The 23,553-nt window shown below is 42.1% G+C and carries 46 protein-coding genes; 9 read left to right on the forward strand and 37 right to left on the reverse strand.

Going from position 1 to position 23,553, the window contains the following annotated elements:
- Positions 1-28: 28 nt before the first annotated feature.
- The 28 genes from B9A22_RS08585 to B9A22_RS26305 all read right to left on the reverse strand — a co-directional run bounded on the left by B9A22_RS08585 (position 29) and on the right by B9A22_RS26305 (position 14,084).
- Positions 29-301: a hypothetical protein gene (locus tag B9A22_RS08585; RefSeq protein WP_084575316.1), complete on the reverse strand. Its 273-nt coding sequence runs from the start codon at positions 299-301 to the stop codon at positions 29-31.
- A 5-nt stretch (positions 302-306) separates the two neighbouring features.
- Positions 307-693, reverse strand: coding sequence for a hypothetical protein (locus B9A22_RS08590; RefSeq protein ID WP_084575317.1), 387 nt, complete (start codon positions 691-693; stop codon positions 307-309).
- 5 nt (positions 694-698) lie between these two features.
- Entirely contained in the window at positions 699-908 is a 210-nt protein-coding gene (locus tag B9A22_RS08595; RefSeq protein ID WP_084575318.1) for a hypothetical protein, read from the reverse strand.
- Positions 901-1,200, reverse strand: a complete 300-nt coding sequence (locus tag B9A22_RS08600; protein ID WP_084575319.1) for a hypothetical protein — start codon at positions 1,198-1,200, stop codon at positions 901-903. Before B9A22_RS08600 ends, B9A22_RS08595 begins: the two co-directional genes overlap by 8 nt.
- Before the next feature lie 2 nt (positions 1,201-1,202).
- Positions 1,203-1,601, reverse strand: a complete 399-nt coding sequence (locus tag B9A22_RS08605; RefSeq protein ID WP_217805911.1) for a DUF7694 domain-containing protein — start codon at positions 1,599-1,601, stop codon at positions 1,203-1,205.
- On the reverse strand, positions 1,602-2,192 hold the full coding sequence (locus tag B9A22_RS08610) for a hypothetical protein (RefSeq protein WP_084575320.1): 591 nt from the start codon (positions 2,190-2,192) through the stop codon (positions 1,602-1,604).
- On the reverse strand, positions 2,193-2,327 hold the full coding sequence (locus B9A22_RS26290) for a hypothetical protein (RefSeq protein ID WP_281252370.1): 135 nt from the start codon (positions 2,325-2,327) through the stop codon (positions 2,193-2,195).
- A complete protein-coding gene (locus B9A22_RS08615) occupies positions 2,328-2,762 on the reverse strand; it encodes a hypothetical protein (RefSeq protein ID WP_084575321.1) in 435 nt (144 codons plus the stop codon). It abuts the gene before it with no gap.
- A complete protein-coding gene (locus B9A22_RS08620; RefSeq protein WP_084575322.1) occupies positions 2,743-3,135 on the reverse strand; it encodes a single-stranded DNA-binding protein in 393 nt (130 codons plus the stop codon). Before B9A22_RS08620 ends, B9A22_RS08615 begins: the two co-directional genes overlap by 20 nt.
- Positions 3,132-3,443 (reverse strand): DUF7768 domain-containing protein, encoded by a 312-nt coding sequence (locus B9A22_RS08625; RefSeq protein WP_084575323.1) that lies wholly within the window; start codon positions 3,441-3,443, stop codon positions 3,132-3,134. Before B9A22_RS08625 ends, B9A22_RS08620 begins: the two co-directional genes overlap by 4 nt.
- 33 nt (positions 3,444-3,476) lie before the next feature.
- Positions 3,477-3,833 carry a hypothetical protein gene (locus B9A22_RS08630; RefSeq protein ID WP_084575324.1) on the reverse strand — a complete coding sequence of 119 codons (357 nt, stop codon included), beginning with the start codon at positions 3,831-3,833 and terminating at the stop codon, positions 3,477-3,479.
- Between the two features lies 1 nt (position 3,834).
- Positions 3,835-4,758: a DnaD domain protein gene (locus B9A22_RS08635; protein ID WP_084575325.1), complete on the reverse strand. Its 924-nt coding sequence runs from the start codon at positions 4,756-4,758 to the stop codon at positions 3,835-3,837.
- 49 nt (positions 4,759-4,807) lie between these two features.
- Entirely contained in the window at positions 4,808-6,472 is a 1,665-nt protein-coding gene (locus B9A22_RS08640; RefSeq protein WP_084575326.1) for a DNA cytosine methyltransferase, read from the reverse strand.
- A gap of 177 nt (positions 6,473-6,649) precedes the next feature.
- The gene (locus B9A22_RS08645) at positions 6,650-9,160 is read right to left on the reverse strand and encodes a DNA methyltransferase (RefSeq protein ID WP_176215447.1); all 2,511 of its coding nucleotides are present in this window, start codon (positions 9,158-9,160) and stop codon (positions 6,650-6,652) included.
- A gap of 3 nt (positions 9,161-9,163) precedes the next feature.
- Positions 9,164-9,412 carry a hypothetical protein gene (locus B9A22_RS08650; RefSeq protein WP_084575327.1) on the reverse strand — a complete coding sequence of 83 codons (249 nt, stop codon included), beginning with the start codon at positions 9,410-9,412 and terminating at the stop codon, positions 9,164-9,166.
- Positions 9,409-10,296, reverse strand: a complete 888-nt coding sequence (locus B9A22_RS08655; protein ID WP_217805912.1) for a DUF5131 family protein — start codon at positions 10,294-10,296, stop codon at positions 9,409-9,411. The genes B9A22_RS08650 and B9A22_RS08655 overlap by 4 nt, the downstream gene beginning before the upstream one ends.
- 57 nt (positions 10,297-10,353) lie before the next feature.
- Complete coding sequence (locus B9A22_RS08660; protein WP_084575329.1) at positions 10,354-11,079, reverse strand: DUF2303 family protein; 726 nt, start codon at positions 11,077-11,079, stop codon at positions 10,354-10,356.
- A complete protein-coding gene (locus tag B9A22_RS08665; protein ID WP_084575330.1) occupies positions 11,072-11,395 on the reverse strand; it encodes a hypothetical protein in 324 nt (107 codons plus the stop codon). The genes B9A22_RS08660 and B9A22_RS08665 overlap by 8 nt, the downstream gene beginning before the upstream one ends.
- Before the next feature lie 78 nt (positions 11,396-11,473).
- Positions 11,474-11,770, reverse strand: a complete 297-nt coding sequence (locus B9A22_RS08670; protein ID WP_084575331.1) for a hypothetical protein — start codon at positions 11,768-11,770, stop codon at positions 11,474-11,476.
- Positions 11,771-11,783: 13 nt separating this feature from the next.
- Positions 11,784-11,975 carry a DUF6011 domain-containing protein gene (locus B9A22_RS24960; RefSeq protein WP_139796211.1) on the reverse strand — a complete coding sequence of 64 codons (192 nt, stop codon included), beginning with the start codon at positions 11,973-11,975 and terminating at the stop codon, positions 11,784-11,786.
- Positions 11,976-11,986: 11 nt separating this feature from the next.
- On the reverse strand, positions 11,987-12,211 hold the full coding sequence (locus B9A22_RS08675) for a hypothetical protein (RefSeq protein WP_084575332.1): 225 nt from the start codon (positions 12,209-12,211) through the stop codon (positions 11,987-11,989).
- Between the two features lie 12 nt (positions 12,212-12,223).
- Positions 12,224-12,538 (reverse strand): peptidoglycan-binding domain-containing protein, encoded by a 315-nt coding sequence (locus B9A22_RS26295; protein WP_084575333.1) that lies wholly within the window; start codon positions 12,536-12,538, stop codon positions 12,224-12,226.
- Positions 12,539-12,602: 64 nt separating this feature from the next.
- Positions 12,603-13,073 (reverse strand): helix-turn-helix domain-containing protein, encoded by a 471-nt coding sequence (locus B9A22_RS08685; RefSeq protein ID WP_084575334.1) that lies wholly within the window; start codon positions 13,071-13,073, stop codon positions 12,603-12,605.
- A 91-nt stretch (positions 13,074-13,164) separates the two neighbouring features.
- On the reverse strand, positions 13,165-13,299 hold the full coding sequence (locus B9A22_RS26300; RefSeq protein WP_281252372.1) for a hypothetical protein: 135 nt from the start codon (positions 13,297-13,299) through the stop codon (positions 13,165-13,167).
- Positions 13,283-13,540, reverse strand: coding sequence for a hypothetical protein (locus B9A22_RS08690; RefSeq protein ID WP_084575335.1), 258 nt, complete (start codon positions 13,538-13,540; stop codon positions 13,283-13,285). Before B9A22_RS08690 ends, B9A22_RS26300 begins: the two co-directional genes overlap by 17 nt.
- 3 nt (positions 13,541-13,543) lie before the next feature.
- Entirely contained in the window at positions 13,544-13,699 is a 156-nt protein-coding gene (locus B9A22_RS25340) for a hypothetical protein (protein ID WP_176215448.1), read from the reverse strand.
- 4 nt (positions 13,700-13,703) lie between these two features.
- Positions 13,704-13,928 carry a hypothetical protein gene (locus B9A22_RS08695; RefSeq protein WP_084575336.1) on the reverse strand — a complete coding sequence of 75 codons (225 nt, stop codon included), beginning with the start codon at positions 13,926-13,928 and terminating at the stop codon, positions 13,704-13,706.
- 21 nt (positions 13,929-13,949) lie between these two features.
- Positions 13,950-14,084, reverse strand: a complete 135-nt coding sequence (locus tag B9A22_RS26305) for a hypothetical protein (RefSeq protein ID WP_281252373.1) — start codon at positions 14,082-14,084, stop codon at positions 13,950-13,952.
- A gap of 273 nt (positions 14,085-14,357) precedes the next feature.
- Between B9A22_RS26305 and B9A22_RS25345 the strand changes: the two genes are divergently transcribed.
- Complete coding sequence (locus B9A22_RS25345) at positions 14,358-14,519, forward strand: hypothetical protein (RefSeq protein WP_176215449.1); 162 nt, start codon at positions 14,358-14,360, stop codon at positions 14,517-14,519.
- Here the strand turns inward: B9A22_RS25345 and B9A22_RS08705 are convergent.
- Positions 14,512-14,733 carry a hypothetical protein gene (locus B9A22_RS08705; RefSeq protein WP_084575337.1) on the reverse strand — a complete coding sequence of 74 codons (222 nt, stop codon included), beginning with the start codon at positions 14,731-14,733 and terminating at the stop codon, positions 14,512-14,514. The genes B9A22_RS25345 and B9A22_RS08705 overlap by 8 nt on opposite strands.
- A gap of 69 nt (positions 14,734-14,802) precedes the next feature.
- On the opposite strand from B9A22_RS08705, the gene B9A22_RS08710 reads away from it, so the two are divergent.
- Complete coding sequence (locus tag B9A22_RS08710) at positions 14,803-14,994, forward strand: hypothetical protein (protein ID WP_084575338.1); 192 nt, start codon at positions 14,803-14,805, stop codon at positions 14,992-14,994.
- A gap of 10 nt (positions 14,995-15,004) precedes the next feature.
- On the opposite strand, the gene B9A22_RS25350 is transcribed toward B9A22_RS08710, so the two are convergent.
- The 3 genes from B9A22_RS25350 to B9A22_RS08720 are packed head-to-tail and all read right to left on the reverse strand — an operon-like array spanning position 15,005 to position 15,595.
- Positions 15,005-15,175, reverse strand: coding sequence for a hypothetical protein (locus B9A22_RS25350; protein WP_176215450.1), 171 nt, complete (start codon positions 15,173-15,175; stop codon positions 15,005-15,007).
- A complete protein-coding gene (locus B9A22_RS08715; protein ID WP_084575339.1) occupies positions 15,168-15,362 on the reverse strand; it encodes a hypothetical protein in 195 nt (64 codons plus the stop codon). Before B9A22_RS08715 ends, B9A22_RS25350 begins: the two co-directional genes overlap by 8 nt.
- Positions 15,363-15,376: 14 nt before the next feature.
- Positions 15,377-15,595: a helix-turn-helix domain-containing protein gene (locus tag B9A22_RS08720; RefSeq protein WP_084575340.1), complete on the reverse strand. Its 219-nt coding sequence runs from the start codon at positions 15,593-15,595 to the stop codon at positions 15,377-15,379.
- A gap of 194 nt (positions 15,596-15,789) precedes the next feature.
- Between B9A22_RS08720 and B9A22_RS08725 the strand changes: the two genes are divergently transcribed.
- The 3 genes from B9A22_RS08725 to B9A22_RS08735 all read left to right on the forward strand — a co-directional run bounded on the left by B9A22_RS08725 (position 15,790) and on the right by B9A22_RS08735 (position 17,134).
- A complete protein-coding gene (locus tag B9A22_RS08725; RefSeq protein WP_084575341.1) occupies positions 15,790-16,179 on the forward strand; it encodes a helix-turn-helix domain-containing protein in 390 nt (129 codons plus the stop codon).
- Between the two features lie 394 nt (positions 16,180-16,573).
- Positions 16,574-16,864: a type II toxin-antitoxin system RelE family toxin gene (locus B9A22_RS26555; protein ID WP_084575342.1), complete on the forward strand. Its 291-nt coding sequence runs from the start codon at positions 16,574-16,576 to the stop codon at positions 16,862-16,864.
- 21 nt (positions 16,865-16,885) lie between these two features.
- Positions 16,886-17,134 (forward strand): hypothetical protein, encoded by a 249-nt coding sequence (locus tag B9A22_RS08735; protein ID WP_084575343.1) that lies wholly within the window; start codon positions 16,886-16,888, stop codon positions 17,132-17,134.
- A gap of 75 nt (positions 17,135-17,209) precedes the next feature.
- Here the strand turns inward: B9A22_RS08735 and B9A22_RS25355 are convergent, their stop codons facing one another.
- On the reverse strand, positions 17,210-17,383 hold the full coding sequence (locus B9A22_RS25355; protein ID WP_176215451.1) for a helix-turn-helix domain-containing protein: 174 nt from the start codon (positions 17,381-17,383) through the stop codon (positions 17,210-17,212).
- A gap of 394 nt (positions 17,384-17,777) precedes the next feature.
- Between B9A22_RS25355 and B9A22_RS08745 the strand changes: the two genes are divergently transcribed.
- The 4 genes from B9A22_RS08745 (at position 17,778) to B9A22_RS08760 (ending at position 21,368) form a co-directional block, all read left to right on the forward strand.
- Positions 17,778-18,272, forward strand: coding sequence for a hypothetical protein (locus tag B9A22_RS08745; protein WP_084575345.1), 495 nt, complete (start codon positions 17,778-17,780; stop codon positions 18,270-18,272).
- Between the two features lie 20 nt (positions 18,273-18,292).
- A complete protein-coding gene (locus B9A22_RS08750) occupies positions 18,293-19,279 on the forward strand; it encodes an exonuclease domain-containing protein (protein WP_176215452.1) in 987 nt (328 codons plus the stop codon).
- A 33-nt stretch (positions 19,280-19,312) separates the two neighbouring features.
- Positions 19,313-19,594 carry a hypothetical protein gene (locus B9A22_RS08755; RefSeq protein ID WP_084575347.1) on the forward strand — a complete coding sequence of 94 codons (282 nt, stop codon included), beginning with the start codon at positions 19,313-19,315 and terminating at the stop codon, positions 19,592-19,594.
- Positions 19,595-19,679: 85 nt separating this feature from the next.
- Positions 19,680-21,368, forward strand: coding sequence for a recombinase family protein (locus B9A22_RS08760; RefSeq protein WP_084575348.1), 1,689 nt, complete (start codon positions 19,680-19,682; stop codon positions 21,366-21,368).
- A 209-nt stretch (positions 21,369-21,577) separates the two neighbouring features.
- Here the strand turns inward: B9A22_RS08760 and B9A22_RS08765 are convergent, their stop codons facing one another.
- The 4 genes from B9A22_RS08765 to B9A22_RS08780 are packed head-to-tail and all read right to left on the reverse strand — an operon-like array spanning position 21,578 to position 23,512.
- The gene (locus B9A22_RS08765; protein ID WP_084575349.1) at positions 21,578-21,946 is read right to left on the reverse strand and encodes a sulfite exporter TauE/SafE family protein; all 369 of its coding nucleotides are present in this window, start codon (positions 21,944-21,946) and stop codon (positions 21,578-21,580) included.
- Positions 21,943-22,299: a sulfite exporter TauE/SafE family protein gene (locus tag B9A22_RS08770; RefSeq protein WP_084575350.1), complete on the reverse strand. Its 357-nt coding sequence runs from the start codon at positions 22,297-22,299 to the stop codon at positions 21,943-21,945. Before B9A22_RS08770 ends, B9A22_RS08765 begins: the two co-directional genes overlap by 4 nt.
- Before the next feature lie 16 nt (positions 22,300-22,315).
- A complete protein-coding gene (locus B9A22_RS08775; protein WP_084575351.1) occupies positions 22,316-22,660 on the reverse strand; it encodes a DUF3870 domain-containing protein in 345 nt (114 codons plus the stop codon).
- A gap of 24 nt (positions 22,661-22,684) precedes the next feature.
- Positions 22,685-23,512: an Asp23/Gls24 family envelope stress response protein gene (locus B9A22_RS08780; RefSeq protein WP_084575352.1), complete on the reverse strand. Its 828-nt coding sequence runs from the start codon at positions 23,510-23,512 to the stop codon at positions 22,685-22,687.
- Between the last annotated feature and the right edge of the window lie 41 nt (positions 23,513-23,553).

Consider the following 23,553-nt stretch of genomic DNA (forward strand, 5'->3'; position numbering starts at 1 on the left):
TTGCAAGTTATACACGTGGCCCACATGCTCAAAGTTGTTCCTCCTGTACCTGCGCAAATTTGCAAGATTTATCCGTACTACCACTTAACCTGCGCCAAGTAGTCATATCCCGGTCACATGTTATTTCTCGGTAACCGCCAAGAGCAACAACTGCCATGCCCTTAAATTTACATGCCTCACACTGAGGCGTTTTCCGAAATGTGCCTTTCTTGTTTAAAAATTTAACTCTTGCCATTCCAACAGTTCTGTTTGCTGTAATGTTATATGACCGTTCAATAAAAGATTTTTCTTTTATATCCATAAAATCTAGATATCCCTCCTAATCGGTATAACTTGAGCCATCTGCTTTTCACCCTGATCGCCATACTCACTATTGTCGTAATAATAAAACTCAATGCGGCATTCAATAGCAATCATTCGTTCTGTTATCCACTTTAAAGGTGTTACCTTGGTAATTTTGATCGGAGTTTCTTTGCCCTGTAGAGTATAATCATCTGACCACTTACCCAGTTCAGGTATTGGCTCATTAATTTTGATTTTAAACCGACTGCCACTAGCGAATTCAATACGGCCGCGAGGATCCTTCTTAAATCCGAGACAGGGAATTGTGTAGCTTTTCCGGTTACCATAGCACTTACCGCCATGGGTGCTATATTGTTCGCAGTAATCGCATTCTTTTTGAGGTGAAATCATGGTGGTTAGAATCCATTAAAATCCGGAAGGTTATCGTACTCTTCCTCAGTCATTTCAGTAACCGCAATGTAATAACCCCGTGTTTCTTCACCTATCTTCATATCTTCGGCTTCAGCCTCTATTTCTGCGGCAATCAAAGCAACAGCGGAATCTATGGTCTTAAATGCGCACCAATTGCTATCTGAGCACACTTTGTAAATCTTGATCTTAGCCATTCATGTCAACCTCCTTCTTACTTGGCACAAACCTACTCTGCAAAATATCAAAACTAAACGGCATCGACTCACTATGCGAAAGGATCCAGTTTTGCAGACTTTCAAACAACTTCTCAGAGTCCCATTGTTCCATTTCTTTGAACTTACAGACTTTTGCACATGCTTTCTCACAAAAGTTGTCTCCACAATCATTCATGCAACAATGAGCTTTGCCGCTATCATCGCACCGCAGACACTCTTCGCAGTCGTAATCATTGGCACTTACTTCTGGCTTATTGCAAATATCGAACATAGTTACACCGACCTCCATGCATACTCTGGCGGTTCAGGCAATATCCATAAATGCCGCATGTTTGCTACGTTTACCAAATCACTATCTGCCGGATAAATTTCTACTGCAAACTTATCGCCCCGCCCGCACTCATGCTTTAGTTGTTGTAATTCATCCCAGGTAATACCATCTTGCCATCTATCATCATGGATAAGTTGAGTAAGCTGCACACTTAACCGTTCAATTCCGGCATTAGCATCATAAACCAGCACCAAAAAGTTTCGTGACCGCCAAACCTCTTTTAAACCTCTCGGCCTATTTATTGGCCAAGTTTCTTTCGGCACTCGTTGTAAAGTAACAGGATATTTATCGCTTTCTTGCTGTATAGCCCGATTAATTAACGCTGTTTTAAAAGGACTCACCTACCCCGCCACCCTTTCATCATGATTTTTCAACTGCTCCGAGGCCATCTGTAACCCAATAAGATAAGCATGTACCTCAATTGGGATTACATTGCCAGCCGACCTTGCCCATTCGTTATAGTCCTGGTCTAACTCGCTGATAAAGTCATCATGATTATTTAGAATATAATCCCATTCAGATTTACTTGAACATTGTCGCGCCTCTTCGAATAGTCCTTGCATTTTTAAATGGTCATATTTTCGACCATCACCCTTCAAGTCTTTAACCCATTCGCGCAATCGTTTAACGGCAGCTTCCGAGCAGAAAGAATACTTTTCTCCACGGTGGGCGCTTAATTTTGAGTGAAAGTAACTTCTGCAAGTGTCGTTGAAGGAATGAACATTAGCCTTCCAAGTAAGCGCAAATACAGCCGTTCCAATATCACCAGATATGTACATTTTTGAACCATCAAAGATATATCGGCAAGCATACATTATTGAACTTGGACGTTTCCAGTTCAATGCTTGCAAATCACCATGCTGTGCCAATGATGCTATATGGTCTGCAAACCATTCTTCGCGTATTACTTTTGCTTCTTGTGCTCGATCCATCTATCCCGCCACCTTTTGCTGCTTCACGTTATCGCAAACCACACCAAGACATGGTACCGTGATAGGTTGAGGCTTGCCAGTACACTCCCCGCCCGCCGCCTTATAAATACAACTGATACCTGGCATAATGCACATTTACCCAACCTCCTTAAGTTTCTTGCGCCGACTTGGCTGTCCTGATAGGTTTTCAAAGTCATACCCGGGCTTCTTATTTTTTAACGGGCATTTTACATCGTGTAACCGATCAGCGTTAGGCATTGAATTCCACATGAGCGCAAACTCTTCACTGCTCGGCTTTATAATCTTGTAGCTGCCATGCTTGCTCTGCCCCGCTCTTTCAACGGTGGATGGATCTATAACTATTCCGGCGCCAGCACCAACCTCAACACATTTAACACCCTCAGACTTACGAGCCGTTACCCTTGTTTTTACTGCCATTTCCCCCGCCCCTTCTCTAACGTTTCTTACTTCGTTGCCGTGCTTTAGCCGCCGCCCGTTTCCGGCGGTTACTGCCGGTTTGAGTCGACGAACTGCCGACGTTTTTAGACTTTCAAAACGGAATTTCCTCATCAGGGAATACATCTTTGCCAAATGAATTAACGTCAATATTCTCATTATCGCCACTAGGCTGTTGTTTCTTTTCAAGGAATTCAACGGTCTGAGCTACTACTTCCGCAATTCTACGCTTTTGACCATCGTTTGCCTCGTATGACCGAATTTGTAAGCGCCCCTCGATGAGTACCCGCTGCCCCTTAGTTAAGTTATTGCCGCATACTTCAGCCAGTTTTTCCCACGCAACAATAGGTATAAAGTCCGCGCTGTTTTGACCCTGCCCACCGAAGCGATTAACAGCCAGCGTGAAGGAGGCTACTGCCTTACCACTTTGGGTATACCTTACTTCCGGATCTTGAGCCAAGCGGCCAACTAGAATTACTTTGTTCATGACATCATCCCGCCCATAAATTTGATTGGAATACCAGCGCTCCTTGCATACCCAACCTCAATGCAGCACCCTTCGGACTGTTGCCAATCTCCGTATACCCAAAGTTCTTCAGCTTTTAATAACAACATCAGACAATATTTCATGACTAATGTCTGGTCACCAACAGGATTGACAAAGCCAAATGCATGGATTGGGCTAAACGGTATGACCTCACCTTGTTCATGAATTTCTTCGCATATGGCCGTGATGCTTTCGATATTCTTATCGACATTGCCGCGCAATGGATGTGCTATATATACTGGTTTCATAGTTCTACCCGCCCCATATTTTTTTAAAGATTCTTATCCGGCTTTCTCGCCCGACACTACCGAAAAACGTTTCTTCCAGACCTTTGGTTTAACGCCATCCCTGTTGCGTTGACATGCTGCCATCCCTATTCGCAAATTGCCTGCCGGATCAAACTCACCTACCGAGGTATAGCCGCCAGTGTCTAAAAGCTCTGGACACAACTCAATTGACATACATGCCGCGCAAGTCATATGCGATTCATACAGATACGCAAACTCATTATAGTTGCGCTGGATAAGCTCATTGCTGACATGGGGAAAGAGTTGCCTTGCATAGCTATAAACTGCCGCCACATATCGCTTTAACTCTACAGCATCCACGTTTTCCGGAAGGTTGACTTGGACTTCCATTCTATCCACCACCTTGATAGGCTTTTATAAACTGATCTTTCTTGTCCTCTATGCTGAATTGTCCCAGTAGAACGCGCAAGCTAACTAGTTTGACTGCATTATCAATTTTGTTATGAGACCACTTTAGGCGCTTGGTAGGGTCACGCTTTGACTCTTCAATTTGGCTAGATACCTCAAGCCATGCCTGATCAGCGTTAGGTGGTCCAATATTTACCGAGTCTGCCGATTGCTTAGTTGACTGCTTGTCCGGCTTTCTTACTCCAAAGCCGTGTACTTTCCAGTTTTTTAAGCAAGCATCAATATACGACCAGTTCCGAGCATTATGTTTTACTGCCTCACAGATAGCGGCCTTAACCCATTCGGGAGAATATGTATCTACAGCATCGGCTATAAACTGGGCTACTGTACTGCTCACTATGCCAACTTCGTTTTGGTACAAACTAAAAACCTCGCGTGCGCCCGCGCTATTATCATCATCATCTTTTATATTCTCTGTATCTGTATCTGTATCTGTATATAGGGCGTGACTTGGCGTGACATCGGCGTGACTTGATGTGACAGGGTTATTTTGTTCGCGTGACCGTTGTTTTCTTTTGCGTTCGCGTGTGGCATCTGGGGTATCAGACGCTTTTTCATATTGACGATCAAGGAATTTGGTTACAAAAATAGACCCATCATCTTGCCGCTGAATTAGATTAAACTCCTCTGACGCAAATAGGTCTAATGCTTCTTTTAATTGATCTTCTGTCGTATGTAATGATGTTGCCAGCCCCCGAAATGGGAACCTGGGGATAGTACCCCGACTGTCAGGCGGCATATCTGACGCCATCGCCAACAGGTTTATCCAAATCCTAAATTGATGGTCTGTGAGTGCCAACATTTTGGGATCATCTTTAATTTCTGAGTATAAGCGAAACCATTTCATGAACTCACCGCCCTACAGGCATCTTTCTTTATAATTATCTGGCGTGACATTAGCGTGACATTGCGTGACTTGTCTCCCACGCACCTTCACAAATCTCCGGTAAATTCGCCCTAACAAGATGTTCCGCGAATGGAGGTGGTACTGCATTACCGCATCTCGCAACCTGTGCCGACTTAGGATAATACTTACCATTACAATCACGGTCAATAATGTACTCTGCCGGAAACCCTTGTGCAGCAAACAACTCATGTGGTTCAAGCATCCTCATGCCGATATCTACTATTTGATAATCCTGGCCGTGAATAGTTATCAGGCCAAAAGTATCTTTGCTAGTCACAGTATGTAGCGGCTCTGTCAGATTCTGACCAGTTCCAGCACCGTAGTACTTTAATAAAAACGCTCTGACTTCGCCAAAGTGTAGCCCACCAGCAGTAATTGTTTGGATTGGTTCAGTAATCTCTTGACCAATGTTAGTGCCTTTCATCTTGACCAAGTGACTTGTAACCAGTGCGTTATGGTCTACGGCTGTCACTGTTGGTAACGGTTCATCTAGACTCGCTCCTGGTCCAGTGTAATTACCGCCGTAATGTTTTGCTAGGAAACTTGCTACAAGTGCATATCTCGGTGAAGCATCGACAACCATTAAAGGCTTTTGTAACTCTTGGCCTCTTACTTCTGCGCCCGATTGTTCGCCATGATACTGTATTAGGGTAGGTGCTACGAGCAAATGCTCTGCCTTGGTTGTTACCGTGGTCAATGGTTGCTCTACCGGGTATTGCTTACGATCACCACTAAAACCAGTTTGGCCTATCTGTGCTACAAAAGGTGTTACAATTCCCCAGCCATTCTTTGCCGTAATGGTCTGTAATGGTTCATTGGTTTTCTGTCCGCGAAAATCTGCCCCGTGATGGTTTACCTTGATAATAAACGGTTCTGAATTATCGATAACAAACTTCTGAATCCCTCGGGCAATCCTCCGCATAGTGTTTTCAGCAAGCGGCCTTTTCCGCTCAAATATGGACGGGCACGGTAACGACCAATCAATTATCTCTGCCGCTGTACGCCACGGCTTCAGTTTGCCGGATTTTACTTCCACGCTGTTCGGGTCTCCGTGAGTAGGCTTTGGCCATACAATCGGACTATCATCGCGTCTTGCAACAAGGAAAAACCTTTTACGTATTGTCGGAGCTCCATAATCACAAGCCTTTAACTCTCGCCAGTCAACATGATATCCCTGCCGCTTTAATGCGTTAATGAATGCTTGAAAAGTCTTTCCCTTTTTATCAGGATCCGGCATGCCATCTTTCATGAGTGGTCCCCATGTCTTAAACTCTTCCACGTTTTCCAACATGATTACCCGGGGCTTTACTACAGCCGCCCACCTTACCGCTACCCATGCAAGGCCTCTTATATGTTTTTCAACCGGCTTGCCTCCCTTGGCCTTTGAAAAATGTTTACAGTCTGGGCTAAACCAGCAAAGTGCAACAGGCCGGCCGCCTGTTACCTGTAGTGGATCAATATCCCAAACTGACTCGCAATAGTGTTCTGTATCTGGATGGTTAACCTTGTGCATTGCTATTGCCGCAAGATCATGATTGACGGCTACGTCAACGCTCCGGCCTATAGCTAAACTAATTCCAGTACTTGCGCCACCACCGCCAGCGAAGTTATCAACTATAATTTCTCGAAATAAAGATATTATCTTTGGCCTCACCTTATCACCCCACTCACACCATAGATAGAGCCGAATCCCCCGCCCCAATCAGCATTACACATTCACATGCCATCTTGCACGCATCGTTTGATTGACAGTCCTTGCAGCATCGCTGTAATTTATCATATGGGCACTCTTCGCCTTCACACTTGCCGGCTTTATAATCTTGGCACATGGTTATGCACCTTCCTCAATAAAATCAAATAGTGTCGGCGCCTCTCGTTGCGCTTCCGCTGTTTTCAGGTACCCAAGTCCATCACGGAAATAATCCGTGTTAAGCTCTATGCCATATCCTTGCCGCCCCATCTTTACAGCTGTCAGCGGCACCGTCATTAGTCCGCCGAACGGGTCAAACACCACATCACCGGGATTGCTATACCTGTTTATAAGCCGTTCGACAATATCAAACTGTAAAGGACATACATGCATTTGCTTGCGTTTCTGGCTTTGGGAAGTGTTGAGCGTCCGCATCCGGTTAATATCATCCCACACTTCATCTGTCCAGGATCCTGGAGCAACTACCATAAAGGACGCCGGCAGCTTGCCGTTTTCGTCCAGTTGCTTGGCTAACTTTACGTGCTCAGCATAGTCGTAGACGTTTTCCCTTGAGTATTTCCGATATACGGCTTGTAAGTTCTCTACCGGTATGGTTGCTAACTCGGTTTTAGTAAGCAGCCTGTTACCGCTGGACCGCCAGTAACCGTGTGCATCGATCTGCCATTGCGCCCGGGTGTACTCTTGCTTGGTTTTACGAACCGGAGTATCTGCATAGGCATGGCTGGTATCAGTCGGCAGCTTACGGAACAAAAGAATATATTCAGGGCAGCCTACGCCCATCTTGGTACCGTCTTTGCATTGCTCTGACCACCCTAACCGATAGGTCTGGTTATTTTCTCGAACAACATCAGTAACTACCGTTATCATGCCGAAGTATTGAAAGCCGTGTTTCATGTAATGTGCGGTTGTCAGCATGTGAAAGGGCTCCATGGTCGGCATTCCGGTACCAGTGGCATTTCCGAAAAGTACCCGGTCTTTTACATGGCAGGCATACACCCGGCCGGGTTTTAGTATCCGGTGAAGGTTTGGTGCTAGAAAGTCCATCTGCTCAAAGAATCGTTCGGTATCCTGGTTATGGCCGAAGTCGTTATAGCTCGGCGTGTACTCATAATGGTTGCTAAAAGGGATTGATGTTACGATCAGGTCAATGCTGTTTTCCGGCATCTGTGCAGTCTCTATAATGCAATCGTTGTTAACAATGGTATAATTCTTGCCTTTAACTTCCACTCGCTCAACCCCCATACTCCTGGCCATTTTATCTGCCAGCGAAGTGCTGTGAAGCCCATACTTCTTGATAATTCCGGTCATTTTTTCAGTCATGTAATTATGTTGCTTCCATTTTTCAAGTAGCACCTTAAGAATCTGTTGCTCCGACTCAGTGTAGATAATATCAATGATGACTTGCTCAGTCTGAAGAAAGCGATATATGCGATGAATCGATTGCAAAAAGTCGTTTGCTTCATAATCAATACCAAGGTAGATAGCTCTATGGCAGTGCTTTTGGAAGTTGCAACCCTGGCCGCTCAATTCTTTCTTAGTGGCGAATTTCTTTATTTTGCCGTTAGAAAAATCAATTACGCGCTGTTCTCTGACATCATAGTCCTGACTGCCGTAGATATCGACAACGTCAGGCATAGCCTGCTTGATTGCATGTCGTTCTGACTCTAGGTCATGCCACAGGATAAAGCTATCATCCGGATTAGCATCAACAATCTCTTTCATTTTGGCAACCCGGTCCGTAATACTGTCGCGCTTTTCTCGTGCCGCATCAGCCAGGGAGAGAGCTGCATCGCGGATCAGTTTGACTTGTCCATCTTTATCACAGCCGGCATCATCCTGATTGACTTCTACAATATGGTAATTGATTTGTATTGGTGGTAATTCATATCCGGTATCATCATAGCCAAGATCAGACGGTTTAGTAATAAATAATGCCCAACTTGATAGCCATAACCAGAATTCATTCTCTTTGTGTGGATATAAGGTGAGGTTATTGGCTTTAGTGCTATCACGCTGGAAGAATCGCGTCAGAGCCTGGCCGGTGTCCATGATTTCCAGGTACCCAGCGTAATGGATAAGCTCTTTATACCGGTTGGGAGATGGTGTCGCCGTACAAACTAACTTGTAAGGTACCCCTTGAAACTTATCAAGGAATGTCTGATAGGTTTTACTTCCATAGCCACGAAGGCAAGAGGCTTCATCCAGACTAGCAGCTATAAAGTATGTCGGATCTATATCGCCGTCTCTAACACGCTCATAGTTGGTGATGATGATACTACTGGCTGCCGCATATACTTCGGCCATGTTGCGGCAGTATTCCGGTTTTTCCATACCAAGCAGTTCAACTGCATCCCTGGTGAATTCTTGTTTGACTCCCAGCGGCAAAACAATTAAAGCCTTCCCGCCTTTATGCTTTATAACCAGTCTGCACCATTCCAGTTGCTGCAGAGACTTGCCCAACCCGAACGACTGAAACAATGCTCGTTTCCCGCCCTTAATGGCCCATACAATTGAATCCCGTTGATGTGGCTTGGCAATCGGATTAACTTCATCTGGCGATATTTCAAATCCAGCATCTGTAGCCAAAGCAATTTTGCTTAATAAAAAATCATGGTAAGCAATAGGCGCCATAGCTCATCCCGCCCTTTTCTTTTGCTTATATTTAACTACCGATTGTTTACCTCTTACCCCGGCCATATACAGCTGTTCAAATCGTTCCCGGCTCATGGTATCACCACCGATATCTCCAATAGTTCTCCAGATGATTTGTTCAATACGGTCTTTGTCCAATTCAGATAATTCGCAGTTTGCTCCGCGCAGCCGGAGAATAATACAACGAAGATCAGAATGTATGTCGTTGACAGATACACCTATTTGACTCATACGGCTTCCCCCGGAAACTGCTTCCATTCCTGGCCATCCAAAAGGCTGCCGGCAGCCTTTTTACCTATTCTTACTACGTGTTGCCCCATTCCACTGATACCATCAGTCCACTTTCCCCATTCGTCAAACCAAAATTTTACCGGAGTAGGATGACATGCGCCCGTACCTTCAAGCGGGCGCCACTCACCCCATTGTTTAAAGAAATAAGGAACACCCGCAGACTGGCATTGATCTCGCAAACTCCGAGCCCATTCAGGATGCATAGGCCGAGCTTTTGGTCCACTCTCGCCGCCACAGATTACCCAGTCGAGTGTTACGCTTCTGTGTATTAACTCATTCATAGCATAGTCGTCAAAATAGTATTGTAGGTCAACTGGCCCCAACATCGGCTCCACACTCACAAACCTTACAGCAGCCGGTATCTGCAAAAGTATCGGTATCCGCTTATCTGCCTGTTCCTGGTTCTCGGCTGTTACGCCTAACCACACATTAGGCAAAGGCCAATCTCTACCAACTGGCTTTACGTAATCAAAGAAGTCTTTCATCGAATCGGGTCGCTTGGTCAGTAGTAAGAATGTATGTTGCGGGCAATCAGCCATGATTTTGAACACATCAGCAATCTGTTTAAACAATACTTTGTCGTGAAATAAATCGGCCATACTGCAGACAAAAATTTTACTTGGCTTTCTCCACTTTATTGGATCTAGTAATCTATCAGGATGAAACTTAACATCAAAATAGTTATCCGCCGATAATCCCCATGTTTCAGCAAATCGTTTGCTCATACGCTCGGCATAACAATTGTCACAACCAGGGCTTATCTTACTGCAGCCAGTAACCGGATTCCAAACCTTATCTGTCCATTCAATTTTACTTTTAGACATCATCCCGCCCCCAAATAAAGATAGAGCGCCAGCGCCAAAGCCAGCGCCCATAATCTTTTAGATATTACCGGCTACGATTAGGTAATCTTTCAGTTCGATTTTTACTTTTTCTATTTCATATTCAACTGCACTTTTGAGGTATCGCGGTAACTTCGGGCAGGTTAGTGCAAATGATGGTTTTTCGCCATCACCCTTTGGTCTACGTACTTCCAGTTCAATTTCCATGCATTGGACAAACCCAGATTCATTGTAGACTTCGATATTCGCGTAGATCATTTGAGGAAGATGGACGGTTCCCTCTGCGTCGCCGACTTTGATTGCAAAGGTATAATTATTATTATTGTCATAAGTGAAGTCACCGGCGATATTAGTTACATATTTAAAGTTTTGGATAGCTGCAATAAGGGACTCAGGATCTACGATCTCCCCCACTTCACGGCGGCGCAGGAAGTCAATAAAATTCTTTTGGTCGAAAGTAACGCCATTGGTCAGGATGCGCTCCCATTCTTTGTATTGCAGGGAATTTTTGAAGTTATATGTTATACGGTCCTGATCGCGATCCATTATCTTATCATTTAAGATAGCTTTAAATCCTTTTTCATCGTAAGCAATAACGCAGTTTTCCTGGACACCTTTGCTTTTTACGAGAGTAATTAGGCTGTCAGTAGAATTGGCAGTGTACTGGAAACCATCGTACTGGTATATTGGGATGGCTTGACCATGCCGAATGTTAATGGTATCACCCAATGGGGTAATGTTGATCTGCTGTTCTTGGTTATTCATTTTTACTTCCTCCCTCTGTTCCATTAAATAGATTTACTAACTTAGGCTTTTCAATCGGTGCATCGGTTTTTAACCTGTTGTCACCGGTTACCTGACAAATACTTGCCTTGCTGATCGCAGGGAATTTAGGTGTTAACCGATAAGACGTGGTAATCATGGTGTCAGTGTTATCTACCCGCTTAAAGTCGATGCCGATAGATATGGACGCCTTTTGGCCGTGCTTGAGTTGAGACAACAGAGCAGGTATGAGCTGTTGAAACTGCTCTTCCATAGCTCCCCCGCCCAGGGTCGATAGGCTCAGATTTACTTCTGACATAAAATTTTTCTCCCCCTCATGTATATAATTAAATTGGTACGCATAACATATAATGGGATAGTCTGCCATTGGAAATGCTTAAAAAAATTTGTCACCGGGCTTCGAATTGGCTATTCGCTTAGCAAGAAGTGCCACAACAACATCATCCGGCATGTCATCAAGTAGAGCATCGATAATAAAAAACATTGAACGAGCACCAGCAAACACTCTACCCTGGCTAGCAGTTTCAGTATCAACCATCACAACCAATCCATTAGTCCCATCAAAACTTTCAACATATTTATGGTCATTAACTTCTATGACTACTTGTACTGTTTTCTTGGCATCACCAATCTGCTTTTGAGTAGCATCTTTTTCAAGTACACCTGTATACAATGGGTATCACCTCTCAATCTTTTAATAACCGTTTAACAGCCTCGTGCTGCTCTTTCATATTCAATTGCCGGTCTATTGCCGGATTAAATCTAAGCTCTGTCTGATACTGGCCTATCACTCGTTTGTGCTGACATATTGGACCGTACCCGCGCTGAACTGATTCATCATCTTTGAGCAGACGTCCGCAAATTTTACAACGTGCCATAACAGAGTAATTTATGCCGCAGCCTGTGTATTTCCAAGCTCCCAATAGCAGTAGGCCATGCCAGCTGCATTAAGTTGAGCGAAGTCAAGAAAGATGAACGCCATTTTTCTGAGGTCTTCCGGAGTAACAGAGGCCACCCTACTGATACAATTAGCGGCATGCTGGTACCCTTTGCGGTACTCTTCATTCTCTGCCATGAGCTGAGCATGCTTTTTAGGATCAAAAGCAGTTTCCATTTTAATCCCCTCCTATAATCCAAGTGCTTGCATAGTTGCAGGACCAATAAGCCCATCAACAACAAGACCTTTATCTGCTTGGAACTTACGAACAGCGTCCATGGTTGCAGGGCCATACAGTCCATCAACCGCCCCGCAATCGAAGCCAAGAGATGCCAGTTTCTTCTGGATAGCTTGCACTTCTGTATCCGGTACTGATGATATTGCAGTAAAAGGAGCTATGTATCTACTCCATTTCCCGCCTCGTTTTCCTCTTGCATCAGCATCAACTGAGGATATAGTCGCGGCAAACACCGCTATTAAGGCAAACACGAATAACTTTTTCAATTGTCATGCCCTCCTATTTGACTGCTAAAGCACAGGCATGGTACAATAGCAGTAACGTTATATTTTACTTAACTGCTCTCACATGGGCAGTTTTTTCTTTTATAGGAGCAAATAGTACTGATAGCGCCCCGCCGATCAGCTCAGTTAATTCTTTTCTAACTGCAAACCAACTCTTTTCTTCGCGCTTGTCCACTCTCCCATCACACGCGACTGCAATCATATCCTGGCTGACCGAATGAGTGTCAGCCATTTCTTTTTGTAGTACTAAAACGCTTGACGGCAAGTCTCTTAGCTCGATGTCAGGGAGGTATTCCCGCCCCACTGGGTCATTAGTCTTAAGATGTTGGTAAGCTAGCCAAGGCGTGTTATAGACTTCGATCATCCGCAAAACTGCTTCTGATGGTGGTATCGTCGCTGATCGTTCATAAGCCCGGAGAGATTCTACGCTGATATGTAGTAGCTCGGCTGCTCGTTCGCCGGTTAAATCGGTATTAAATCTAGCACTTTGGTATATGGTTTTGCCCTCTCTCTGCATGGTGTTTCACCCCCTTTCACGGTACAATGAAACTGTAATCGGGATACTTACTCTCCCCTCATCGCCTGCCGACCCCGGTAGGCTATTTTTTTTATACTGCCAGCGCGACAATTAATAGGACTATCAATATCAACAGCCTGGCAGGACTCCACTCTACTGGTTCGTTATCAATATCATTGCGCCAGCGAATGCTTTGAATCTGGTGGCGGTCAGTCGATGGTTTCATTTGGTACCTCGCTAGTTATACAGAAAAACTCAACACCCATAATGAACTTGCTTAATTGGTATGGGTATTGCTCACATTGTCGGCGACTTACTACGATATCGCCTGGAATATCCTTAAACTCTTTATCACGGAATTGAACTTTTACTGCTCTCTCATCATTTGCAGAGATGTGCAATGCTCCCATATCAACTAGTTGGTTAGTCACCATGGATAAGACACAGGAAACTTGCTCAACTTTCATGATCTATGCCCCCTTCTGTACTTTAAGGTATGGCCGCTTACACGTCGGCCGGTCATGCACATCAACCGCCTTTTGCGTTACTTCATCAAACATCTTGCATTCAGTACCTGCTTTGATTTTGTCATGACAGGTTGCACAAGTTTTAAGACGCTTTGCCAAGTTGTCACCCCGCCTTTTTCTTAGTAGCTGGTTCGGACGCTTTATTGAGTTCAGATTCTCGATATTTATCAGCCTCTATTGTTGCCGCTACTGCTGATTGCATCTTTTCCATAAGCTTTGCCCACTCACGCGGAACATCATCATGGGTTAACCCAAGCTTTGCCAAATAGATTTTTTGCTTCTCGTACTCTGTTAGCGGCTTCGCGGGAGCCTGTTTCAGTTTTGGCATCGATAAGCACCTCACAGAATTTTATTTGGATTGACTGCTGTTCGGATTTGCATTAGTAAGTTTACGTCCGTCAATTGGTGACGCCACTTTGGCGCTACTTTGACGCCACTTTTGCACCACTTTTGCGTGATTGGTATATTCAAGCAAATCGGTCATAAGGAGGTCCTACTGTGCCGTCTGACCTGCCGCGCGTACCACTACGGATAGATGAAGATTCAAAGCTAAAGCTTGAATATATCGCTTTTAAAAACGGACGGTCTCTAAACCGCGAAACCAAGCAACTTATAATGCGTTACATAGATCAATTTGAGAAGAGCCATGGAAAAATCAATCTAGATGCTTACTGCGATTACTTACAGAGACGCATTGTTGCCGAAAACAGCAATTGCTTTATGAGGGAAAGGTGTAAGTGTAACGATTGTCGGCAACGTGGCGGTAGCCATATGTACTTACGAAACCGCTAAGAATTGGTATCTTAAATTCAGTATTTTTATCTCTGCGTACAAAAAATTATTGGTTTTGGTTGCCGCGATGCAGGCGGCTGTACAGGCTCTGATTGTACTTTTACCGGTGGGACTAAAAGCTATTTAGAAGAATAGTTCTTTATGACTCCACTTCGACTGTTCTCTTCATCAATCTCTTCAAGGGTAAGACGTACAAATTTGTCTCCTTTGAGCCCAATTTCTTCTGCAGCATCGTCAATAAAATACCCTGGAGTGCAAATCCCTTCTTTAGTGCCAATCCAAATATCATTATCATAGTTTATTAATCTGCCCTCGATAATGAGGCACTTCTTAATTTTCAAAGTTTCACCCCCTATCTAGCCCGGTGTAAGGTATACTGTAGTTGCGCCCAGGATAAAAGGAGTTAATAAATGGCAACACCATCAGAAATAACCCGCGATATTGTAGTTGCTTTAATACAAAGCGGAAGCATTGCAAGACCACCAATTGATAACGAATCTGTCACTTCTTTATCAGAGAGTAATCAGTGCATGGTTACCGAAATAAATAAAATTTTCAACTTGATTTATCAAAACATTAAAGATTTATCAGATAAGAAATAAGTAAGCTGCTTTAAAATGTAGAGCGTAAATTTAATAACATCTGGGCGTTCTCTCTTAACTCCTTTAATAAAATTGGGTCAACCAACGGTAGTTTGCTTTGAACAGTTTTAACCACTTCTAAGTTCAATTTTGCAAACTCGTTAATAAATGCATCAACGGTTTTTCTTGTTGCTTCATCCATGTTTATCCCTCCCCTTAGTGCGCACGTTGTGCGCGGATCTAATCAAATTGATTAAATCTTTTTCGTTCAATGAACGCAATGCGGTTATTTGAGGTTCAATTGTTACTTCAATCGGCTGAACCGAAACTAGTCCTTTCAGTTCAGCCACTTCTTTTTCAAGAAGCGCTATGCGTTGTTTAGTTTTCAAGCATCTCACCTCCCTCACCCTGTTTTCGGCAGTGTTGCCGCTTGTTGGTCTGAGCCGTCTATTAGTTCGGCTATGGTTACATCTAGGGCTGTGGCTAGTTTTATAAGATTGTCCAATCCTGGCTTTTTCTTCTTTAGCTCGTATGATGATAACAAGCCTTGAGAAACTCCGGAAATCTTTGCGAGACGATATTGAGAAAGATTTTTAGCTTCTCTGATATTTTTTAAATTCATTTAAATTCACCTCCGTTGAAGTTACTTGGCCGTTAATGCAACCCTTATACATAATATAGTCTTTTGGGACTATACTGTCAAGTCCTTAAGGACTATATTTTAAAAAATATTTTCTTGTGCTACAATCTCTTTAGGGATATATTGAAAGCGGGGCGATTGAGCTGGATGACTTTGCGGTTTGGCTTAAAAAATATATGGAAGATAACAATATTTCTCAATACGCATTAGGGAAGAATGGTGTTTCTCAATCAACTATCAACGGAATATTGAGCAAGGGGAAAAGCCCAACACAACGCACTATTAAAAAAATATATAAAGCCCTTGGGGTAACTGCGCCTGAATCTATCGACAATAAAAAAGAGGTAGCCGAATGGCTACCACTTGTGTTAGAAGAAATGGACAATTTAGATGATTTAACCGAAAAAGAAAAAGTGACTCGCAATAGTATAAAAAACATGACATCAAACGAACAGAGAGAAAGTTTTTTATTTTTTTACGAAAAGTATCAAAAGTTATCTATTGAGCATCGCCAAGCTCTTGATTTAATAGTAAAGTCCCTTCCTTCTTCTGATTCTGATAAGTAATATCTTGAATCCATAATCTTGCTAGTAAACGTGCATATTCTCTATCCTTGGCAATATCGTCCGGACTTTCCTTTATTGCGGTATTGTCTTTCTTACTTGCCACGTAAACTCCCCCAATCGAATCCCAATAATTCTACATATAATCATAAAATAAAAACTACCTAAAAAAGTAACACATTTGTCAAAAACACAAAAATAATTAAAAATGTATAAAGTGAGGTGCAACCAATGAAACCTACCCCGAGAAAACACACACGCACTTCCCACGGAACCAACACACCTAGACCTAGAAGATTAGGCGTATTGGTCAAAAACGACGAATTCTATTCAAACGAGGATATAGCTGCCATTAACAAAGGAACAGAACAAATTAAAAACGGAGAATGCGTGTCTCATGCCGAACTCAAGCGATTGTTCGGCATATAATATATCTTGGTCTAAGCAAGCATTAAACTACTTGCAACGACTAGATAAGCCTACCATAAAACGAATTATTGATCATGTGGAATGGCTAGCCGAAGATCCCAAGGCGCCTACACTAGACATCAAGCCCCTAACTGGTATACCAGGACATTTCCGCCTGCGCGTAGGGAAATTCCGCGTAATTTATACCATTGATAACGAAATTAGACTCGTTTCGGTATCGCACGTACTGCCTCGTGGCGAAGTATATAAAAATATATAAGCGAGGTGATAACTATTACTAATGAAGATTTTCAAAAAAATCGTGCTTGAAAAACTGTCTAATTTAGAATACGGACAAACGGAAATATTAAGTGAAATTAAAAGTCTTAAGCAGGCTGACCAGGCCCTGCTAGATTTAGTTGAAAAAACATACCGTAAAACCGAACAAATAGAATCAAAACTCGATCATCACGCAAACATGCTTGATGTGTTGGCTACTAGGACAACTCATCAAGAGGCGGAAATCAAAGGGCTAAAGATTGCCAAGTAAACAACATTTTTTGCGAATCGGACAGAAACGTCCAACCAAACTCAGCACAAGACTTTCTGTAAACATGTCACATGGTTACCTCCCTTGGTTGTACAATTCTTCCGGCCTGACCCCTAGGGATTTTGCTAGTTTTTCCTCTTGATCAATTGTCAACATTGTTTTTGTTCCGCGCACTAAGGCGTTGATTGTTGGCAAAGCTATACCCGTATCTCTTGCAAGCCAGCGTTGTGATTTTCCTGTTTGTTTCAATAGTATTGCGACTCTTAGTATGAATACCGCCCTCCGGTGGAACAGCCCAGAGGCGGCTGACTCGCTTGCTACAAGAGTCAGTCCAAAAGTAGAGTAATATTGGCTAACACTTGAGGTTTCTCCTGCATTTGAAATTGTATACACTGCGACGTATTATTGTTGTATTTATTAAATTGCGATATTGATCGACATTTGTTTACAGTTTATTGTAACATAACAGTGTCGAAACCTAGATAAAGTGGCGCCACCTTAAAGTTAAATAATATTGAGCCTTATTATTTACTACTACAAATACGCAGCAAAAAACACAGCACTGATTTGGAGGCTGTGTTTTTATTTTTTATGTTGATCCAATATACGGATTAGCCGGACAGATGGGAGGTAATAGAAAAGTATGAATCCTGAGTTAACAACATTAAGCATATATGAAATGATTACTAAAATTATAAGCACCAATAGAGAATTACCAATAGAAATTAAAATTTCAGATTTAACATCTTACTCACTGGTTTCATTTTATGATTTTGGCTCATTAAGGATTAAATGTGGAAAAAAAGCGACATATATACTGCTTGCAGAGCCTTATAATTTTTTCCTAGATGATTATCCAGCTCTAATAACAAGCCAACTTAAATCTGAAGCTCCGTGGACAAGAATACTAATCAGTTCTACCAATGACATATTTAATTTACAGTCATTAATTCTAGAGATTTACGATAAAGCATTTTTTTTGGGAGTTTCTGAGTTTTTCGGGTGTTGCTCACGCTATGTTCAATGCTCAGATAATTTAAAATGTGTTCAGCCTGACACTAAACTAGCAAAAGGTTGTATGTATGGTAGGCATTTAAAAAAAGGAAAAGTATTTTATGGTAAAAACAAGAATACTTAATGTGTCCGGGAGGCGTTTACATGAATTTCGTCGCAATTGATTTTGAAACAGCAAATCGTGATCCTGCAAGTGCTTGCTCACTCGGATTAATAGTAGTAAAAGATGGTGTTATTACGGAGCAGAAACAATGGCTAATTCAGCCACCAAACCTTTCTTTTGATTATCGACACATAAAGATACACGGCATCACGCCTGAATTAGTTAAAGATGCTCCTACTTTTGACTTGATATGGGAAGATATAAAATCTTGCATAGATAATCAAGTAATAGTTGCACATAATGCACCCTTTGATGTTAATGTATTGCATAATGCTGCCGCCGCTTATAGCCTAAAACTTCCATCATTTAAATCTTTATGTACTGTTGAGTTATCTAGAAGAGCTTGGCCAGAGCTAAAAAACCATCAGCTTTCAACGGTAGCGGGCTCACTCGGGCTTGACTTAGATCACCATAACTCGAAATCAGATGCTTTAGTATGCGCTAACATAGTTATGAGTGCCTGCGGCTACTTAAACATAAAACAGATTTGTGATTGCTTTAATTACTTAGATATGCAGTCTGACGTAGAGACCTTTAAATATGACCGCGACTTCTGGGATGAGCAAGGATTTGAGATACACACTACTGAAGATCAAGTAAAGCGTCAGAAGAGTGCATCCAAAGTTTCATTAGAATCAATTAATACCGAAAGCAAGATTGCAGTGATCAATGGATATAACGTTACTTTAGAATCTTGTACTTGCCGTGATTTTTCGATACGGCGACTTCCGTGCAAACATATGTATAAACTGGCTCAGGATTTGAAGGTTTTCGATATGTCAAAACTACAACAAAAATCGGCAGAAAATATAGAAAGCACTGCCTGCACAATAAAAATAAACATAAATATGGACGATATAATTTACAATGTTATAAATGATCATACTGACAAATTATTATCTGGCAAGATCCAAAAGGATGAATTTATAGCTGGCATTCTGCGTCTAGTATCCGGAATGAAAACCTAAGAAAGAATTTAACGTTATTGGAGGATTTATTTTATGATTATCCCAGAAACATTTACTGAGTTTCAGTCAGAAGGCGAATATAATAAATTTATATCAATCTTCGATTTCTCTAAGAAAAATATTGCTAGTAACCGATTTGCTTATAAAGGATATTATTCAGACAAAGATTTGGCGTGTTCGATTGTTGGTCATACAGCTTCACAGACATTGGTTATAAAATTTCAAGATACCGAACAATTGCATTGTATTAATGGCTTCTACTTAAAAGATATGCAAAAGACCGATTTTAACGCAAAAGAAATCAATAATATATGAGACTAATGACAATGTATTGTTAATGGATTTACCGTAATTTCGGTAATTACTGGTATTAGTTTTAAATTAATCAGGAGACCGTGCTATGAAAAACATACGTAAAAAACAACCATCCATAATCGAAGTACATAAAAAAGTAGCTATTTACATCAGGGTATCCACTCATCACCAAATTGACCGCGACTCCCTGCCTTTTCAGCGCCAAGAACTTGAAAATTACTGTCGTTACCTTCTCAACGTTACCGACTTTGAGATATTTGAGGATGCCGGTTACAGTGCCAAAAACACAGACAGGCCAAAATTCCAGGAAATGATGACACGGATCCGCGCCGGCGAGTTTACTCACCTACTTGTTTGGAAGTTAGACCGCATTAGCCGCAACCTCAAAGATTTTACGGAAATGTGGGAAGAACTAAAGGATTACAACGTAACCTTCATCTCAAAAATGGAACAGTTTGATACTTCAACAGCTATGGGCGAAGCTATGTTAAAAATTACGCTGGTATTTGCTGAGCTAGAGCGGAAACTTACAGGAGAAAGAGTTTTCAGTATCATGCTGGATCGGGCTCAGAAAGGCAAATGGAATGGTGCCAGAGTCCCCCTAGGTTATGACTGGGACAATGAGAATAAGCAAGTCGTAATTAACCAGGCAGAAGCAACATTAGTCCAACAGGTATTTGATAAGTATGAAGAGTTTGGTTCGTCCGCAAAAGTAGCCATATGGCTCAAGGAGAACTGCAAGCAAACGAAACGTGGCGGGGATTGGTATCCTAAAGGCGTAAATGACATTTTGCGCAATCCTATCTATACCGGCACGTTGCGCTGGAATTACCGCGTTGGCGGCCGGGGAACGTATAAGCCTGATGATGAGGTTATTACAGTAGAAAACGCAGTGCCCACCTTCATAGCCAGCGAGCAATACGAGCGAGTGCAGCTGATGCTGGACGACAACTTTAAAGGACAGCGCAGCAATCGCTTTAAAAAGCACATACACGTGTTATCGGGGCTTATCAAATGCGGGTATTGCGATAGACCGTATCTTTGTAATTTAGCAACCAGGCCGCATAAATATGATTACCTACCTACTTACTACCGGTGTGCCCAAAGTCTGCAGTCCCGGTCATGCACTAATAAAGCAATGCCAGGGCTGCAAATAGAGCCGTTTGTGCTGGGTTATATCCGCGCCTACATGATTGCCTCACAAAAACGCAAAAACATCGACAGAGAGCTTCTTTTGGCGTTTAATCATGAAGATATTATGTATATTGATGTTTCGCAAACCGCACATGCGGAAGTATTGTCTGCAATAGCAGAAACAGCCGCAACAACAACTACTCAAGTTGAAGATGATAAGCTAGCTGAATTAAAGCAGCAAAAGCATAGAACCGAGCAAGCCATTTCGAGATTAGACGATGCTTACTATTTTGCCGACGACATGGATACAATGACTAAGGGTGAATACCTGGTTAAACGGTCAAATTTTGTTCAGCGACTAAACCAGATAGATAAACAAATTACAAGTCTGGCTTCCATGACTAATAAACCTACCGTGAATAATATTGATCTAACTAGGCAATTCATTTTATACCAAGGATTATTCTCGGCAGAAAACCTCCGTGAAGCCCTCCCGTTCATTGATAGAGAATTAGCTCAAAAATGCGTTCAAGAAGTTATCTCGGAAATTACCGTTATGGATGGCCGAGTAACACAAATACAGCTTAGAAATGGGCAAGTACACAAATTCATCTATAAAAGCGTAATAGCCACTCCCTAAAGAGTGGCTATTTTACTGGGTTTATTTATCATGTAAACTTAATACATCGGACACCCAAAGGTTTCTATGTAATAATATTTTTCCTGTTCCTGCATAGTTTGAAACTCCTTCCTTGTTATCGCCTATATTATAACCAAGTTTTGTCCACTATCACAACATTTATTTGGGTTAAATAAAAAACAGGGACATCCTCATCCCTGTTTTTGCAACTATTTTTTACGCGTTCCTAGAATCATTCTATATCCAGAATAAATAACAAATATGCCGAAAATCCGTTTAAGGTCGCTTGCTGGCAAATATTGAGCCAAATTAGCGCTGATGAGCGCTCCGGTAACGGCACCTGCAGCCATATAAAGCGCTGCCTGATAATTAATAAGCTTATCTTTATGGAAGTGCCAAATGCTCACAATGGCTGTAGGTATTATGACAAGCATGGATATCCCTTGAGCAGTGTGCTGTAGTATTCCTAATACAAAAACCAGCATGGGTACCAACACCACACCACCGCCGATACCTAACAGCCCACTTAAAATACCAGTACTAAGTCCCATGATAAAAACAACAAGTATAGTATTCATGCCAGCACCATCTTCAGACCGACTACTATAAGCAATATGCCAAACAACTGCTTTAAGCGGATGGCGGGAATTTTCTTCATAACCCGAGCCCCTAAGCTGGCGCCGCAAATGCTTCCAACAATCAGATTTAAGGACAAATCAACATCAACGTTTCCATGAAAACCGTATATTGCGCTACTAACTAATGCAGTAGGGATAACTACCGCCATCGAGGTCGCTTGAGCGATGTGCTGAGTAATATTAAAGTATGTCACCATAATTGGCACGAGAAAAATACCGCCACCAACACCTAAGAGACCACTTAGAATACCAACAACAAATCCGGCTCCCGAAAACTTTAACCGCTCAGACATACAAAAAAACCCCTTATCAATCAATCGCGCTGGGGGCCAAGCCCTCTTTATAGCTACGATATTTATCGTATATTATGCGAATGGCTGTAATAATAGCCTTTTTGGCGCTTCCATGATAAGTTGTATCTACTATCCTAACTAAATTTTCAGGATTTGTAATCAATCTACCAACTAAAATTGAGGATACATGATTTCGGGCCACAGCTGTTGCTAGCGTGCAGTCAGCTTCAATGATATTCCCTGTATCTTCATCAATGAGAAGAACTACGCCAATTACTTTATAAATTTCGCTGGCAGTAATCCCAGTAGGCAACTTAGCATAACCTGAAAACAAAATATGTTTACCGTGAATTTTTTCCATGCGTTTCCCGCCCTTATATTTTTATTATTCAATACTTAAACGCTTAACTGCGATATTTACTTCTCTAACCACCATGCCTGTCATATATTCAACAATTTGTTTTACACGTAATTGTGCGTCATGTACTACACTCCAAATAGATTGGCCGTATTTTATTGTTACATCGAGGGATATAGAGATTCCCTTTTCCCTGTCATTTGAATTTTTTATATTAATTTGGCCTGTCTTAGTAATAGCATCATCACTTGTAGCAACGTAGTCCACAATTACCGCAATGGCAGCGTCTGAGATAAGAAGCTTTCCATAATAACTAAATGTTGGCCGGACAATAGATTTTTCACCGAGTTTACGCCGCTGCTTAGAGCGAGGCTTTTTAAAAAAAATATCAAGCGGGTCAATTAGATAACCAGAAAAATGAGGTTTGAGTTCAATTGTCGGGACAGGAATAATATGTTTGCCTTCTTTTAACCTACTCTCTCTAGCCTTGAAAATTTCGTTTTTTGTCGCAATATCCTCAATCCGGATTATTTTGCTGATCGGCGGTAAATTGAGAACATCAACAATTTTATCAACCATATTATTTGAAGTACCTAATATTAAGATACGTTCAGGCATTACCCTAACAATAGCATCTCTGACTTCAGCAGCATGGTCAGGTTCCATAAAGATGGCACGTTTGACAGCTCGAATCTTGCTTGGCTCTTTTTTTGCTGAGTGACCAGCAATAATTTTGCTATCCTTAATTAGTAAGCCGTCGTCAATAATCGTATCAACGTTGTGTTCGTGCGCTACAATTAACGCCCGATGGCTTTTGCCTGTTCCGCTTGGACCTACCAAAGCAAAGGTGTCCATAGGCAGCCTCCTGGTAAAAGTATAATAGAGTATAACATAAA

This window comes from Sporomusa malonica (genome assembly GCF_900176355.1).
GTDB lineage: Bacteria > Bacillota > Negativicutes > Sporomusales > Sporomusaceae > Sporomusa > Sporomusa malonica.

Excerpts from the sequence above, each read along its gene's own strand:
- B9A22_RS08585 (WP_084575316.1), bottom strand. The coding sequence starts at position 301 with ATGGATATAAAAGAAAAATCTTTTATTGAACGGTCATATAACATTACA.
- B9A22_RS08590 (WP_084575317.1), bottom strand. The coding sequence starts at position 693 with ATGATTTCACCTCAAAAAGAATGCGATTACTGCGAACAATATAGCACC.
- B9A22_RS08595 (WP_084575318.1), bottom strand. The coding sequence starts at position 908 with ATGGCTAAGATCAAGATTTACAAAGTGTGCTCAGATAGCAATTGGTGC.
- B9A22_RS08600 (WP_084575319.1), bottom strand. The coding sequence starts at position 1,200 with ATGTTCGATATTTGCAATAAGCCAGAAGTAAGTGCCAATGATTACGAC.
- B9A22_RS08610 (WP_084575320.1), bottom strand. The coding sequence starts at position 2,192 with ATGGATCGAGCACAAGAAGCAAAAGTAATACGCGAAGAATGGTTTGCA.
- B9A22_RS26290 (WP_281252370.1), bottom strand. The coding sequence starts at position 2,327 with ATGTGCATTATGCCAGGTATCAGTTGTATTTATAAGGCGGCGGGCGGG.
- B9A22_RS08615 (WP_084575321.1), bottom strand. The coding sequence starts at position 2,762 with ATGAGGAAATTCCGTTTTGAAAGTCTAAAAACGTCGGCAGTTCGTCGA.
- B9A22_RS08620 (WP_084575322.1), bottom strand. The coding sequence starts at position 3,135 with ATGAACAAAGTAATTCTAGTTGGCCGCTTGGCTCAAGATCCGGAAGTA.
- B9A22_RS08625 (WP_084575323.1), bottom strand. The coding sequence starts at position 3,443 with ATGAAACCAGTATATATAGCACATCCATTGCGCGGCAATGTCGATAAG.
- B9A22_RS08630 (WP_084575324.1), bottom strand. The coding sequence starts at position 3,833 with ATGGAAGTCCAAGTCAACCTTCCGGAAAACGTGGATGCTGTAGAGTTA.
- B9A22_RS08635 (WP_084575325.1), bottom strand. The coding sequence starts at position 4,758 with ATGAAATGGTTTCGCTTATACTCAGAAATTAAAGATGATCCCAAAATG.
- B9A22_RS08645 (WP_176215447.1), bottom strand. The coding sequence starts at position 9,160 with ATGGCGCCTATTGCTTACCATGATTTTTTATTAAGCAAAATTGCTTTG.
- B9A22_RS08650 (WP_084575327.1), bottom strand. The coding sequence starts at position 9,412 with ATGAGTCAAATAGGTGTATCTGTCAACGACATACATTCTGATCTTCGT.
- B9A22_RS08655 (WP_217805912.1), bottom strand. The coding sequence starts at position 10,296 with ATGTCTAAAAGTAAAATTGAATGGACAGATAAGGTTTGGAATCCGGTT.
- B9A22_RS08660 (WP_084575329.1), bottom strand. The coding sequence starts at position 11,079 with ATGAATAACCAAGAACAGCAGATCAACATTACCCCATTGGGTGATACC.
- B9A22_RS08665 (WP_084575330.1), bottom strand. The coding sequence starts at position 11,395 with ATGTCAGAAGTAAATCTGAGCCTATCGACCCTGGGCGGGGGAGCTATG.
- B9A22_RS24960 (WP_139796211.1), bottom strand. The coding sequence starts at position 11,975 with ATGGCACGTTGTAAAATTTGCGGACGTCTGCTCAAAGATGATGAATCA.
- B9A22_RS08675 (WP_084575332.1), bottom strand. The coding sequence starts at position 12,211 with ATGGAAACTGCTTTTGATCCTAAAAAGCATGCTCAGCTCATGGCAGAG.
- B9A22_RS08685 (WP_084575334.1), bottom strand. The coding sequence starts at position 13,073 with ATGCAGAGAGAGGGCAAAACCATATACCAAAGTGCTAGATTTAATACC.
- B9A22_RS26300 (WP_281252372.1), bottom strand. The coding sequence starts at position 13,299 with ATGAAACCATCGACTGACCGCCACCAGATTCAAAGCATTCGCTGGCGC.
- B9A22_RS08690 (WP_084575335.1), bottom strand. The coding sequence starts at position 13,540 with ATGAAAGTTGAGCAAGTTTCCTGTGTCTTATCCATGGTGACTAACCAA.
- B9A22_RS08695 (WP_084575336.1), bottom strand. The coding sequence starts at position 13,928 with ATGCCAAAACTGAAACAGGCTCCCGCGAAGCCGCTAACAGAGTACGAG.
- B9A22_RS26305 (WP_281252373.1), bottom strand. The coding sequence starts at position 14,084 with ATGACCGATTTGCTTGAATATACCAATCACGCAAAAGTGGTGCAAAAG.
- B9A22_RS08710 (WP_084575338.1), top strand. The coding sequence starts at position 14,803 with ATGGCAACACCATCAGAAATAACCCGCGATATTGTAGTTGCTTTAATA.
- B9A22_RS25350 (WP_176215450.1), bottom strand. The coding sequence starts at position 15,175 with ATGGATGAAGCAACAAGAAAAACCGTTGATGCATTTATTAACGAGTTT.
- B9A22_RS08720 (WP_084575340.1), bottom strand. The coding sequence starts at position 15,595 with ATGAATTTAAAAAATATCAGAGAAGCTAAAAATCTTTCTCAATATCGT.
- B9A22_RS08725 (WP_084575341.1), top strand. The coding sequence starts at position 15,790 with ATGGAAGATAACAATATTTCTCAATACGCATTAGGGAAGAATGGTGTT.
- B9A22_RS26555 (WP_084575342.1), top strand. The coding sequence starts at position 16,574 with ATGCCGAACTCAAGCGATTGTTCGGCATATAATATATCTTGGTCTAAG.
- B9A22_RS08735 (WP_084575343.1), top strand. The coding sequence starts at position 16,886 with ATGAAGATTTTCAAAAAAATCGTGCTTGAAAAACTGTCTAATTTAGAA.
- B9A22_RS08745 (WP_084575345.1), top strand. The coding sequence starts at position 17,778 with ATGAATCCTGAGTTAACAACATTAAGCATATATGAAATGATTACTAAA.
- B9A22_RS08750 (WP_176215452.1), top strand. The coding sequence starts at position 18,293 with ATGAATTTCGTCGCAATTGATTTTGAAACAGCAAATCGTGATCCTGCA.
- B9A22_RS08755 (WP_084575347.1), top strand. The coding sequence starts at position 19,313 with ATGATTATCCCAGAAACATTTACTGAGTTTCAGTCAGAAGGCGAATAT.
- B9A22_RS08760 (WP_084575348.1), top strand. The coding sequence starts at position 19,680 with ATGAAAAACATACGTAAAAAACAACCATCCATAATCGAAGTACATAAA.
- B9A22_RS08765 (WP_084575349.1), bottom strand. The coding sequence starts at position 21,946 with ATGAATACTATACTTGTTGTTTTTATCATGGGACTTAGTACTGGTATT.
- B9A22_RS08770 (WP_084575350.1), bottom strand. The coding sequence starts at position 22,299 with ATGTCTGAGCGGTTAAAGTTTTCGGGAGCCGGATTTGTTGTTGGTATT.
- B9A22_RS08775 (WP_084575351.1), bottom strand. The coding sequence starts at position 22,660 with ATGGAAAAAATTCACGGTAAACATATTTTGTTTTCAGGTTATGCTAAG.
- B9A22_RS08780 (WP_084575352.1), bottom strand. The coding sequence starts at position 23,512 with ATGGACACCTTTGCTTTGGTAGGTCCAAGCGGAACAGGCAAAAGCCAT.